This window comes from bacterium, from assembly GCA_035528375.1.
In the GTDB taxonomy this organism is placed as follows: Bacteria; RBG-13-66-14; RBG-13-66-14; order RBG-13-66-14; family RBG-13-66-14; genus RBG-13-66-14.
The window spans coordinates 1-13296 of sequence record DATKYS010000128.1 but is presented as its reverse complement, the minus strand read 5'-3'; the positions used below and the strand labels follow the sequence as shown (position 1 = coordinate 13296).

The following is a 13296-nucleotide window of genomic DNA, read 5'->3' as shown; positions in this document are numbered from 1 at the left end:
ACAGTACGCGGGCCCCCCTCTCCCCGTGGGAGAGGGGATGGGGGTGAGGGCTGCCTTTGTAAAAATCGGGCCGACCTGAACGGCGCGCCGTCGGTCGGCCCCTACGTCATTGCAACCTGCGAGGCAGGGGATGGGTGAGTGGCAAATCGCGGCGGCCCGCAGGGGATGCATCCCACGGGGCCGCCCTACATTTGGGCGCACGGCGGTTTATAATCCGGCGGGCGGGTCAGGACACCCGCCCCTACGGCTGCACATCTCGGTTCAAATCCGTAGGGGCGACCGGTAGGACGAGTCCTCCACGGTCGCCCGCGGCCTCCCTCTCCCTCCGGGAGAGGGATTGAGGGTGAGGGCCACCTTAAAAAAAACGGGCCGACCTGAACGGCGCGCCGTCGGTCGGCCCCTACGTCATCGCAAACCGGGGTGATGGTCGATTCGCGGCGGGGTTAGGAATCTGCGACCGAAGGTAATCCCCGCCCTACGGCAACGGCATCCCCCTCCCCCCTTTGGGGGGAAGCGCGCTTGCGGGTTGGGGAGAGGGGCGGGCCGACCTAAAGGTCGGCCCCTACGTCATCGCCGGCCCGGCCCTACAGCGCGAAAACCGCCCCGAGACGCAGGTTCAGCGCACTCCCGGCGTAACCGTCCTCCCCCTCGGCCCCCACCTGGGAAAAGGAAGCCTCCAGCCCCCAGCGCGGGTTTTTGCCGAATCCGGCCCCCAGGGTGTAAACCTGCCACAGCAGCCGCTCGGCGTCGTTGTCCTTGACGGGGTAGGCGGAGAAGAACGCCCCGACGTCGAAGGAGAAATCCTCCGAAAGGTCCCAGGCGAGGCCGACTCTCCCCCGCAGGCCGTCGGCGAGGCGCGCGGCGTAGTCCTGCCCCTGAACGCCCCGCAGCTCCGCCCCCGGCCCGAAGAGGTAGCCGCCGGCCGCCACCTCGAGCACCGACTTGAGCCCGCCCTTGTCGGTCAAGGGCACCGCCAGCCAGAGGTCGGCCTCCCAGGGGAGTCCCGGCCCGCGGCCCAGCTCCGCCGGTCCCGAGGCCCGGAGGCCGAAGCTCCAGCTGCCCTCGCCGTAGCGCAGCCCCAGCCGGCCGCGCCAGCCGAACAGCGCCCCCTCCTCCGCTCCCCCGTCGGGCTCCTCGTAGCGCCAGCCGCCGTAAAGCCCCTCGGCCCCGAGGCCGAAACGCAAGCGTTCCCCGTATGAGACCGCACCGTTCAGACCCCAGAGGTCGCCGGAAAGCGCCAGCCGCCGGTCCCCCTCCTCCAGCAGGTAGGCGAAATCGCTCCGCCGCACGACGGCCCCCGCGAAGCCCCAGCCACCCATCGCGCAGTCGAAAGTCATCCCGGCGCTCCCCAGGCCGACGCCCCCCCCGTAGGCGTGGTCGCCGCCGCTCGAGACGGCGAACCGCTCCATCCGCCCGCCCAGGATCGCCGAGAGCTCCGCGCCTTCCGCGAGGCCCGCGGCGCTGGGGTCGTCGGCCGGGTCGCCCGTCACCGACCCGGGGAGGGCCGAGAGGTCCACCGGCTCGCCCAGAGCGTTGTAGGCCGCGGTTTGCCGGGCCGAGCCCTCGACGAGATAGTGGGCGCACGCGGTGAAAAGGAGAAATGTCAGGGCTGGAAAGATGAACGCTCGGCGCACCGGCCGCCTCCCGGTCAATCGTACTCCACGGCGTTACGGCGGTCCTCGGGCGGTGCGCCCGGCGGAAGGAGCTCCGCCGCGTCGGGATCCACGCTCCAGACGAGCGCGCGGTCGTCGGCGTTGATCACCAGCCACAGCCGCGACCCGTCCCAGGCCAGGCCCGAGGGGAAGCCCTCGGTCGCCGGGAGCGGGATCCGCCCCAGAATCTCGCCGCCCGTCGTCAGCTCGATAATCCCGCGATGGGACAGGAGCCAGAGATTTTCGCCGTCGTAAACGAGCTCGCGGCCCTGGCCGACCACGTACTCCCCGCGCGGGGCCGCCTCGCCCAGGCGCCAGAGGTAGATCACGCCCAGCTCGTCCACCAGCCAGAAATCCTCCCCCACCCGGGCCAGCCCGGTCTGCCGCCAGGACGGTAGCTCGATGTACCGGCGCCCGCCGTAGGGCTCCCCCCAATCCTCTACGGCTTCGAGGTCGGCGGTATAGCGCCAGAGCTCGGCGCCGCTCCCGGCCAGCCAGAGGTGCTCCCCGTCCCACATGGAACCGGATACGCCGGAGGGGGCGTCACCCGCGGACGAGAGGGTACGCGACCGGGGGTCGTAGCGGTGGAAGCGACCGGAGGGCAGGCTGGTGGTGAGGATCAAGTCCCCGCCGACGAACTCCAGGCTGCCGACGTAGTCCAGGGGCAGCGCGGCCTCCGCCCGGAAGGCCGAGTAGTCGTAGAGCCAGGGGTGCCAGGGCGGTCCCTCCGCCGGCTGGGGCGGAATCGCCGCCTGGACCGCGAGGGCGGCGAGTAATAGCGGGATTACGAATTTAACCACTTTCCTCCAAAAATATCCGGCCCAGGGTAGAACCGTGGGGCATATGCCGGGACAAGGGCCTCCGCGCGTCCCCCCCCTTTGGGGGGAGGGCTAGGGAGAGGGGTGTAGCGGCCTCCCTGCGATACACTACAGCGCGATGGCCAGGCCCAGGGCGAAGGTGTAGCAGCGCCCCGCTCACCCCGGATGTACTGGTCGCGCGCGTGGAAGTTCAGACCCAGCACGTCGCCCAGCGGGAGAATTACGTCGCCGTAGAAGCCGATGGTGAAAACCCACTCGTCCAGCTCGCCGCCGGCGAAGTAACCGTCCAGCCGGGTCTCGCCCAGCATGAAGCCGGTGTAGTAGGCCACGGGGTCGTCGAAGCTCCCGTAGCCCACCAGGCCCGCCAGGGTGTGCATCCCGAGCGACTCGCCCTCGGGCTCCAGCACCTCGCCCGTGGCATAGCGGTAGGTGGCGCCCAGGTGCAAAAAATCCGACAGGGGGAACCGGTTGAGCGTCAGGCCGAACTCGGTGCCCAGGAATGAGTCGAAATCGAAGGTGGGGCCGATGTCGAAGGTGAGCCAGAGCGCGAGGGGCGGCGCGCCGTAGTCGTACCCCACGTCGGCCGAAACGGGGGGGAGGAGTATCGCCGCCGCCGGGAGAACGAGCACCCACCGCAAGGACGAACCTCCGGGGTGATTAAACCAGTATACACGGACCGGGGGGAAACGACCAGCCCCGGTCACCCCTGCAACTCGCCCAATTCATCCGGGGGCGGCCCCGCCTCGTCGTCGCCCCCGCCGCGCCTGCGGCCGATAAACTCCTTGAAACCATCCACCACCAGCCGGACCTCCTCGGCCTTGAAGAGGCCGAAAACCTTCAACAGGAGCACGAAGAGCCCCAACGCCCCCACCCGGCCGATGATCCCCCACCAGCCGAACGGCAGGAGCGTCGTCCCCAGCCAGAGCACGGTCGCCAGGAGCACGACCTTGACCACCACACCCAGGTCGTAGTCTATGCGGTACTCGCGCTGGGAGAAACGGTAGTGGACGACGGCCATGACGCCGAAGCTCAGGAGGGTGGCCACCGCCGCCCCCGTCACCCCCCACAGGGGGATGAGGAGGAAGTTGAGCCCGATGTTCGCCACCACGCCGATGGTCGCCGTGTAGGCCTGGTACTTGGACTTGTGCACCACCGAGGTCCCCACGGTGAAGACGATGTAAAGCCCGTAGAAGCAGTGGGAGAGGGCGAGGATGAAGACCGAGCTCCAGGCGCTGTAGAAGGGCCAGGTCGCCATGAGCTTGACGATCTCCGGCGACATCACCCCCACGGCGAAGCAGAGCCCCACGGACGCCAGCGTGAAGAGCGTCAGCACCGCCCGGTAGACCCGCTTGGCCTCGGGCTGGTGGTAGACGCTGAACATCAGCGGGCCCCAGGCGAAGATGAAAGGCTGGATGAGGCCCATGCGCACGATGAGGGAGAACTTGTACGCCAGGTCGTAGAGGCCCACGTCCACGAGCGTGGGCAGAGCCCCGGCCAGGACGTCGCCGCTCTTGGTGACCATCTCCCCGAGTCCTTTTTGGGCCACGAGGGCGAACTTGGTCACCGGGGCCACCAGGCGCAGGATGTAGCGGTCGGCCATGGTCAGCACCCATCCCGCCAGCCCCGCCGGAATCAGCGGCAGGCCGAAGCTCGCCAGCCGCCTCAACTGTGTCCAGGAAAGCCGCGGCCGCATGTGGCGCAGCGTGATGACCAGGAACACCGGGATGAGCACCAGGGCGGCGTAGAACTGGGCCTGGATGATGCCCAGCGGACCGGCTTCCAGGACCACCACGAACAGGATGTTGAACCCCATCACCAGCCCGAACCGCAGGACGTTCAGGATGGAATAGATGCCCGGCCGCTCCTTGGCCCGGATGACGGAAAGCGGCACCACCCGGACCATCACCAGCACCTGCGAGGCGGTGGCGAACTGGAAGTAGACCGTGTAGTCCTTGGTGCCGAAGAACAGGTCGGACAGGCCGTCGGAGAAGGGGAAAGTCAGGGCGAAGATGGCGCCGGCGGCCGCGAGCTGGAAGAGGAAGGTGGTCGTGACCAGGGTGCGCCGGGATTCCTCGTCATTCTCCTCGAAATAAACCTTGAAGAGGGCGCTGTCCACGCCCATGCGCATCACTATCTCCAGCACGGTGATGTAGATCATCACCATGGCCACGACGCCGTAGTCGTTGGGGGAGAGGTAGCGGGTGTAGACGGGGATTAAAAGAAAGCCCACGGCGTGGGAGATGAGCCCGCCGAGGCCGTAGATGACGGTGTGCTTGAAGGTCTTCTTGAGGTGGTCGAGCAAGGAGCCGGCGCCGCCGCGGAGAAGTACCGCCAAAGGGTAGCATAAAACGGCCCCGGCGGACGAGCCCCACCGCGGACCGCGCGATTTGCCATCAACGCGGTTATGCCTATGTAAGGCGGCCCATAGGACGAGTCCTCCACGGGTCGCCGCGATTCACCCTCCACGTGGTTGCGCTGACGTAGGGGCCGATATTCAGGTCGGCCCATTTTTTCTAAGGAAGCCCTCACCCTTGGTCCCTCTCCCACAGGGAGAGGGAGACCGCTGGCCGCCGCGATTCACGATTGTTGCGATGACGTAGGGGCCGATATTCAGGTCGGCCCGCCCCCCTCCCTAGCCCTCCCCCCAGAGGGGGGTGGGGACCGCTACAACTCTCACACAAATCCTCCCCTCCATCGGGCCCGATACGGTGATTCCCCCACCGGCCGACCGACCCCCCTCCCGTGTGTTAAAATCCACCCGTTCGTAACCCGCGAGGTGAGCGCATGGACTACCTCCTGACCCCGGAGCAGACCGAGATGCGTGACCTGGCGCGGCGGATCGCCGAGGAGAAAATCCGGCCCGTCGCCGCCGAGTACGACCTCCGGCAGGAGTTCCCCTGGCCCATCGTGAAAATCTTCGCCCAGACCGACCTCTTCCGCACCTTCATCCCGGTGGAATACGACGGTCTAGGCGGGGGCATCTTCGAGCTGGCACTCATAACCGAAGAGCTCAGCCGGGGCTGCGGCGGCATCGCCCTGGCCCTGGCCGGCACCGCCCTCGGCGCGTACCCCGTCATCCTCTTCGGCACCGAGGAGCAGAAAAGGAGGCTCCTGCCCGCGGTGGCAGCCGGGGAGAAGCTCTGCGCCTTCGCCCTAACCGAGCCCGATGCCGGCTCCGACGCGGGCGCCCAGAAAACCACGGCAAAAAAGGTCAAGGGCGGCTACCTCCTCAACGGCACCAAGCAGTGGATAACAAACGGAGGCGAGGCCAAGATCTACACCGTCATCACCATCACCGACCGCGCAAAGGGCTCCCGCGGCATCTCCGCCTTCATCGTCGAGGACGGGACCGAGGGTTTCAACTACGGGAAGAAGGAGGACAAGATGGGCATCCGCGCCTCCTCGACCCGCGAGCTCTCCTTCAACGATTGCTATATCCCCGAGTCTAACATCCTCGGCCGCGAGGGCATGGGGTTCTCCATCGCCATGCGGACGTTGGACCGCACACGGCCCGGGGTGGCCGCTCAGGCGGTGGGCATCGCCCAGGCCGCCCTCGAGCTGGCCCTGAATTACGCCCACCAGCGCATCCAGTTCGGAAAGCCCATCTCCAGCTTCCAGTCCATCCAGAACATGCTGGCGGACATGGCCACGGAGATAGAAGCCGCAAGGGCGCTCATCTACCAGGCCGCCCGGCACATAGACTCCGGCGCCAGGGACATATCCAAGGTCAGCGCCATGTCCAAGCTCCTCGCCTCCGACGTCGCCATGCGGGTCACCACCGACGCCGTGCAGATTTTGGGCGGCTACGGCTACATGAAGGACTATCCGGCGGAAAAGCTCATGCGCGACGCCAAGATAACCCAGATCTACGAGGGCACGAACCAGATACAGCGCCTGGTCATCGCCACCAGCATGATCAAGGAGCTGGTCTCGAAAAGATGACCCGGCCATTCCAGGTAAACAAACAAACGGGGCGGTCGAAACAGCCTTTCATCACAGAGCCGCAAACCGTTACCATTAACAAGAACTCGTCTTCAAAGCAACCGTTCCATGTAACACCTGCAATCCAGCGGAAGTAAAAAACCACCCACCGGGCCCGAACCACCCGGGCAATCCGCAGCCCTTACGAGAAACCGTCACCCAGTGCTCTCAATCTCAGCGCAAGAACATCCCCCGTCGAGGCGAAACGATTCCATCTTTTTGACCTTTCCTACTTGCGGCTGTTAATAAACAAATAAAAATTAATGAAGGGGATTAGTAGGAGTAGGGGTGTGGAAATGACGAACAACCGTGGTGGTTGGTGTATGGATGCAGTGGGGGCGGCACTTCGCGATGACAGGGGATGTTGAAGGTAGAGTGGATGGAAAAAGGGGGTTTTTCGCAGGAGAACGTTAGTTTTTCGGGGGTTGTGACGGTGAGCGGCGATGTTGAAAACTTGTTGACAAAAGTGGACAGATAGGTCAGTTTGAAGGGGTGCCAAAGGTATAAACAATGGGTGGGGCGTAATCAACATTCAATACCTTCGGCTTCAACAATTCCCCTGTGACGCGCGTGATTTTGTTAACTTGTGTATTTTTTTCGAGTTGCAGGGCGGGATGAATCCGTAAGTTCGAGTTTCGGGTTCGGATGAAGGAAAGATGCTCCAACATTTGTTGACGGGAGGGAAAAGGATGGGATACGAGTTTCTCCATCTGGAGAAAAAGAGCGTTGAGAGCGGGCTTCCGTACTACGAGCTCGTCATTGACCGGCCGAAGATGAACGCCCTGAACCGGGAGCTCCTGGTCGAGCTTTCGGAATGCTTGGACGGGCTGGACGACGAGAGGCTATCCGCCCTGATCGTGACCGGTGCCGGTCGCGCCTTCGTGGCGGGGGCCGACATTTCCGCCATGAGCGGCATGACCAAGAAAGAGGCGGAGCAGTTCAGCCTCCTGGGTCAGGGCGTTTTCTCCAAGCTGGAGGCGCTGCCCTGCGTGACCATCGCCGCCGTGAACGGCTTCGCCCTGGGCGGGGGCTGCGAGCTGGCGCTGGCCTGCGACCTGCGCATAGCCTCGCGGGAGGCGCAGATGGGGCAGCCCGAGGTGAAGCTGGGGCTCATTCCCGGCTTCGGCGGCACCCAGCGCCTGGCGCGCCTGGTGGGACCGGCGAAGGCCAAGGAAATGATTCTGCTGGGCGGGAACTACACCGCCGAGGACTGCCTGAAGATGGGGCTAGTCAACGCCGTCGTGCCGGCGGAGGAGCTTCTCCCCCAGGCCCGTGAATGGGCTTTTGCCGCGGCGGCGCGGGGGCCGGTGAGCGTGGCCGCCGCCAAGCGGGCGATACACTCCGGCGTCTGGGGCGACCCGTCGCAGGCGTATAAAAACGAGGCGTCCGCTTTCGGCGCCCTCTTCGGGGAGCGCGAGGCTACCGAGGGGATGACGGCCTTCGTGGAACGCCGTCCGGCGAAGTTTGTCGAGTGACGTGGAAATTTCCTGGGTCTGCCTCGATTTCGGCGGCGTGTTGAACGACGACCGAGCGGCGCGCGGCGCCATGATTTCCCTGGCGGCCGAGCTCGTCGGGGCGCCCGTCGAGGAAGTCCGGGCGGTCCGACGGGAGAAGGGTTCCATCCTGGCGACCCTGGAGCACTACTCAGCCGGTCCCGCGGCCTTCGCCGTCCTGCGGGAGCGTTTCGAGGGGCGGATTTTGGAAAATCCCGCGGCCATCGGGGCGCCACCCTACGGCGACGTCCCACCCGCGCTGGAACGGCTGACCCGAAAATACCGCCTCGCCCTGGCCAGCAACACCGTAGGGACCGCGCGGCCCTGGCTAACACGGCACGGACTGACGGAATATTTCAGCCTCCTGTTCCTCTCCAATGAGGTGGGGTACCGCAAGCCGCAGCCGGAGTTTTTCTCTGAATTAATTGCGGCCTGCGGGGTCGAGCCGGGCGCGACGCTCATGGTCGGAGATAGGACGGACACGGACCTGGCGCCGGCGCTTTTCGCGGGGATGCGGGCGGCGCTCGTCCGACGCTTCCCCCGGCCGCTGCCCGGCTACGAGGAATTGAGGGAAAAGCTCTTCGCCGAGGTCACCGACCTGGGAGAATTGGCCGACCGGTTGGGGTGTTGACGGTTTTTTCACCCTCTGATTGCGATGATGTAGGGCGGGGAATCCTTTCCCCGCCGCCTTTTCGACGTTCCCGGTCCCTACCCTCACCCTAACCCGTCGGCGCGCCGCTCACTGGAAGGGAGAGGGGACCATCGCAACCCTCACCCCGGTTGCGATGACGTAGGGGCCGACCTTTAGGTCGGCCTGTTTTTTATTTAGTAGACCTCACCCCTAATCCCTCTCCCACAGGGAGAGGGGACACACGGCAGCCCCTCACACTAACCCGTAAGCGCGCTTCCCCACAGAGGGGGGAGGGGATTCGCTTACGACACCCATAAAAGGTATAATTTCAACGGTCCATTCAACTTCAAGGTCATGGGGGCGTAGTGGCCGAAGCTGGTAAAAGATTGCGGGAGCTGGTTCCGCAGTTGCGGGCGGACGAGCGCCGCCTCCGCGAGCACGCACACGACGCCCTCGCCCGGGCGGGGCAGGTTAAAGCCGACAACAACGCCTACATCAGCCTGATCGAGGCCAATCGGTTGGACGAACGGCTGCGCGAGCTGACCTCCCTTACACCGAAGGTGAAAGCGAGGCTCCCGCTATACGGCGTCCCCCTGGCCGTCAAGGACAACATCTGCTGGCGGGGCGCCCCGACCACCTGCGCCAGTAAAATTCTCGCAAACTACCGCCCGACCTACACCGCCACCGTCGTCGAGCGCCTGGAAAAAGCCGGGGCCGTCGTTCTCGGCAAGACCAACCTCGACGAGTTCGCCTTCGGCAGTTCAAACGAGACCAGCGCCTTCGGGCCGGTCACCCACCCCCGCGACCCGTCGCGCATCCCCGGCGGGTCATCGGGAGGGAGCGCGGTGGCGGTGGCCGCCGGCTCCGTGCCGCTGGCCCTGGGGTCGGACACCGGCGGGAGCACGCGCCAGCCCGCGGCCTTCTGCGGCGTATACGGCCTCAAGCCCACCTACGGCCGCCTCTCCCGGCACGGCCTGGTGGCCTTCGCCAGCTCCATGGACCAGATCGGCATTTTTGGGAAAAATCCCGACGACGTGAGGCTGGCCTTCGAGGCCTGCGCCGGGCCGGACCCCGCCGACGCCACCAGCGCCCTCCCGCCCGATAAGCTGCCGGGGAACTTCGACCCCTGCGCCGGTTTCGCCGTGGGCTACGTCCGCGAGCACCGTGACGCCGAGGGTATCCAGCCGGAGGTCGCAAGGGCCTTCGACCGCCTCCTGGAAAAATTCGCCGGGATGGGCTGCCGCATCGTCGAGGTCTCCCTCCCCTCCGGCGTTCACTCCATCGCCGTCTACGTGCTCACCGCCCTGGCCGAGGCCTCGGCCAACCTGGCCCGCTTCGACGGGGTCAACTACGGCGTCCGCGTGGAGGAGATGCCGGAAGACGTGGTTTTCGGTCCCCGCGCCGACCGCCTGTTGCGGATGTACGCCGCCACCCGGGGCCTGGGCTTCGGGGACGAGGTCAAGCGGCGGATCATGCTCGGCACCTTCGCCCTGGCCGAGGGGTACTACGACGCGTACTACCTGCGGGCTCAGCGCGTGCGGACCAAAATACGCCGGGAGCTGGACGACGCATTCAACCGGGTCGGCCTCATCGTCTCCCCCACCTTCCCCACCACCGCGTTCAAGCTGGGCGAGATTTCGGGCAAGCCGCTGGCGACCTTCCTGGGCGACATGTTCACCAACCCGGCGAACCTGGCCGGCCTGCCGGCGCTCTGTGTGCCGTGGGGCGAGGATGATAATGGGTTGCCCATCGGGATGCAGCTCATGGGTCCGGCGTTTTCCGAGGAGCGGCTGTTCACCGCCGCCGAGGCCCTGGCCGTCGTTAGCGGTTGAGGGTGCGAAAGAGCGGCCTCCCTCTCCCTGTGGGAGAGGGACCGAGGGTGAGGGTAGAAAGCAGCGAAAATCAACGACCCCCATTTCATCCCACACAAACGGCGGGGATGGGAATCCCCGCCCTACATATTTGGATTTAATCGCGCATCAACCTCGGAGGGGCCGACCTTTAGGTCGGCCCGCATCTGCGTATAACTTCCGTAGGGGCGACCGTCCACGGTCGCCCGCGGGCGGGTCAGGAGACCCGCCCCTACGTCATCGTAATTCGCGGCGGCCCGCAGAGGACTCGTCCCACGGGGCCGCCCTACGTCATCGCAACGCATGGCGCGGGCCGAGGTGAGGGCCTAAAAAAAAGGGCGTGCACAGAGGACTCGTTCTACGGCCCGCCCCTACGTTCACCCCCCGGACATACCGACGGAAAGGGACGGCCCGCGCCGTCCCCTTTTTTTACACACGAACGGACACGTCCTACTGCATCCCGTCTATCCACTTGGCCCATGTGTCCCCACTGTGGGTGTACACCGCCCCGGAGCCGTCCAGGCAGTACACTAACCAGTAGCCGTCGTTGGAGTCGTAGAAGCAGGAGAGGCGGTAAGGCCCCTCGCCGCCGCACTTCTCCCCCGCCGCCTCCCAGGTGTCGCCCTGGACGTAGAGCTGACCCTCGGAGTTGACGGAGTAGAAGAGGTAGGTGTCGTAGATGGGGTCGAAGAAGCCGGAGATGTCGAAGGGCGCCTTGCCGGGGACGTTCTGGCCCTCGTCCGCCCAGTCCTCGATCCGGGCGTTGAACACCCGGCCGGTGGTGTCTATGCACTTCAGGATCCACAGGTCATCCGTGGAGTCGTGGAAGCCTGTGACGGCGTAGGGCCCCTTACCCAGGCAGGGGGAGCCGTCCACGCTCCAGTTTTCGCCGTCGAAATAGAAGAGCCCGCCGTCGGCCGACATGGCGTAGAAAATCGCCGAGTAGAGCTCGGAGTCGTAGAAACAGGCGAGGGTGAAGGGTGGCACGCCGTAGAGCTTGCCGCCCAGGGTTGACCACTCCTCGCGCCCCGAGAGCCAGAGCTGGCCGTCGGAGTCAATGGCGGCCACCACCCAGTCGTCCGCGCCGGCGTCGTAGCAGGCGCCCAGGCTGTAGGGGGACTTGCCGGGGCAGGCCAGCCCGTCCTTCGACCAGCCCTCCTGGGACGCGCTCCAGAGCTGGCCGTCGGAGTCAATCGCGAAGAGGTAGTAGTCGTTGTACACCGAGTCGAAGAAGGCGGCGAAGGAGAGCTCGGGCTTGCAGCCGACGGTGAAGACCAGGGCGACGAGACCCGCGATAATGAGTAACTTCTTCACGTGTTTCATGTGGCGTCTCCGGCTTTGGGTTGAGAGATTTTCACTATAACCGAGAACCCCCGTCCGAGTCAATTCCGAAGAACGGGGATGCCGGTCCGCCCACGCGCGGTTCAGGGGAATGAATACTGGGAGAGGCTCGGCCTTTCCCCCGTGATTCCGCGTATCCCGCGGCCCTTCCGGTAGATCGCACATGTACACGTAAAAGGGGGGAGGCTCGGCGACCCCTTCCGTGCAATAGCCTTACCGACGGGCACGACCGTCTCGATGCATGAAAAAGGGGGGAGGCTTAACCTCCCCCCCGTGCGTTTGGTTTTGCGCTTCTTAGCGATCGTATCTGGACTCGCGCGGTTTTCTCTCGCTCGCCTCATCCACCCGGATGGTCCGACCGTCTAGCTCGGTACCATTCATCTCGGATACGGCTTTCCTCCCCGCCTCGTCGTCAGCAAAAGTCACAAACCCAAAGCCCCGGGACCGACCGGAATCACGCTCGGTGATTACCTTGGCCTCGACTACCTCACCGAAGCGCTTGAACGCATCGCGAAGCGTCTGATCTGTAGTGTCCCAGCTCAAGCTCCCTACGAACAGCTTCACTCTCGAACCTGCTTTCTTATAGCGCCTCGTGGGCGCTCTACCTTGGAGGGATGCCCCTCCTTCCAAAGAACGGCGGATGACCGTCCCCGTTACAACCCTGGCCCAAATAAGACCAGAGCGGGCGCATGATAGCACACACCAGTTGATTTGTAAACAAATAATTTATCGGAAGGGCGCCGGATTCCCCGGTCGGCCCCGTTTGGGCGCTTGACCACCGACCCGTTTAGTTCGATAATCGCCGCATGGTCTGGCCTTTCATCATCGCGACAGCCGCGGCGGTTCTGGCGGTCTGGCTCGTGCCGGTGCGTGTCGTTCGCCGTCGCAGCCTGGAGGGCATAGACGTACCCGGCGCGGTCCGGGCCTACGACGCGATGAGCCGCACGCCGGGCTTCTGGCTGCTGCGGCAGTTAGTCCTGCGGCGGCTGGGCGGCTGGAAACCGGAGGGGACGCTGGCGGACGTGGGCTGCGGGCCGGGTTACCTCTTGCGGGCCGCGGCGAAAAAATTCCCCCGACTACGCCTCGTAGGGGTGGACATCGCGGAAGAAGCCCTCGACACAGCCAGGCGCAACCTGGACCCGGCGCGGGTGGAGCTCCTCCGGGGCGGCTCGGGAAGTTTGCCGCTCCCCGACGGGTCCTGCGATTTCGTCGTAAGCACCTTTTCGCTGCACCACTGGTCGCGGCCGGGGGAGATTTTCGCGGAATTTTCCAGGGTGCTGAGACCGGGCGGGCGGTTCCTGGTCATGGACCTCCGGCGGGACGCCCCGGCGCCGGTCCACCTGTTCGTCTGCCTGGTCACGGCCGTGGTGGTGCCGCGGGAGCTGCGGCGGATACGGGAGCCGGTGGGTTCCCTGCGGGCGAGCTACACCGCCGCCGAGGCGAAGACCCTCCTGTCGGAGACGCCCTTTGAGGACTGCGGCGTCGAGCGGGGTTTGGCCTGGATGTATCTCCGGGGCCGGAAGGGGGGAG

11 protein-coding genes are annotated in these 13296 nt (G+C 65.5%); 5 read left to right on the top strand and 6 right to left on the bottom strand.

Going from position 1 to position 13296, the window contains the following annotated elements:
* Positions 1–584: 584 nt before the first annotated feature.
* The 4 genes from VM054_10160 to VM054_10145 all read right to left on the bottom strand — a co-directional run bounded on the left by VM054_10160 (position 585) and on the right by VM054_10145 (position 4805).
* Entirely contained in the window at positions 585–1634 is a 1050-nt protein-coding gene (locus VM054_10160) for a hypothetical protein (protein ID HUT99423.1), read from the bottom strand.
* 14 nt (positions 1635–1648) lie between these two features.
* Positions 1649–2452, bottom strand: coding sequence for a hypothetical protein (locus VM054_10155; protein HUT99422.1), 804 nt, complete (start codon positions 2450–2452; stop codon positions 1649–1651).
* The gene (locus tag VM054_10150) at positions 2437–3108 is read right to left on the bottom strand and encodes a hypothetical protein (protein HUT99421.1); all 672 of its coding nucleotides are present in this window, start codon (positions 3106–3108) and stop codon (positions 2437–2439) included. Before VM054_10150 ends, VM054_10155 begins: the two co-directional genes overlap by 16 nt.
* Positions 3109–3170: 62 nt before the next feature.
* Entirely contained in the window at positions 3171–4805 is a 1635-nt protein-coding gene (locus tag VM054_10145; GenBank protein ID HUT99420.1) for a polysaccharide biosynthesis C-terminal domain-containing protein, read from the bottom strand.
* A 449-nt stretch (positions 4806–5254) separates the two neighbouring features.
* Here VM054_10145 and VM054_10140 point away from each other — a divergent pair, with 449 nt between their 5' ends.
* The 4 genes from VM054_10140 (at position 5255) to gatA (ending at position 10407) form a co-directional block, all read left to right on the top strand.
* Positions 5255–6412, top strand: a complete 1158-nt coding sequence (locus tag VM054_10140) for an acyl-CoA dehydrogenase family protein (protein ID HUT99419.1) — start codon at positions 5255–5257, stop codon at positions 6410–6412.
* Positions 6413–7140: 728 nt separating this feature from the next.
* On the top strand, positions 7141–7926 hold the full coding sequence (locus VM054_10135; GenBank protein HUT99418.1) for an enoyl-CoA hydratase-related protein: 786 nt from the start codon (positions 7141–7143) through the stop codon (positions 7924–7926).
* 1 nt (position 7927) lies between these two features.
* A complete protein-coding gene (locus VM054_10130) occupies positions 7928–8575 on the top strand; it encodes an HAD family hydrolase (GenBank protein HUT99417.1) in 648 nt (215 codons plus the stop codon).
* A gap of 365 nt (positions 8576–8940) precedes the next feature.
* Positions 8941–10407, top strand: coding sequence for an Asp-tRNA(Asn)/Glu-tRNA(Gln) amidotransferase subunit GatA (gatA, locus tag VM054_10125; GenBank protein ID HUT99416.1), 1467 nt, complete (start codon positions 8941–8943; stop codon positions 10405–10407).
* Positions 10408–10875: 468 nt separating this feature from the next.
* Here the strand turns inward: gatA and VM054_10120 are convergent, their stop codons facing one another.
* Positions 10876–11748, bottom strand: a complete 873-nt coding sequence (locus tag VM054_10120; GenBank protein HUT99415.1) for a hypothetical protein — start codon at positions 11746–11748, stop codon at positions 10876–10878.
* A 312-nt stretch (positions 11749–12060) separates the two neighbouring features.
* Positions 12061–12330: an RNA-binding protein gene (locus VM054_10115; GenBank protein HUT99414.1), complete on the bottom strand. Its 270-nt coding sequence runs from the start codon at positions 12328–12330 to the stop codon at positions 12061–12063.
* Positions 12331–12572: 242 nt separating this feature from the next.
* Here VM054_10115 and VM054_10110 point away from each other — a divergent pair.
* Positions 12573–13296, top strand: a 724-nt coding sequence (locus VM054_10110) for a class I SAM-dependent methyltransferase (protein HUT99413.1), incomplete at its 3' end; no start/stop codon positions are given.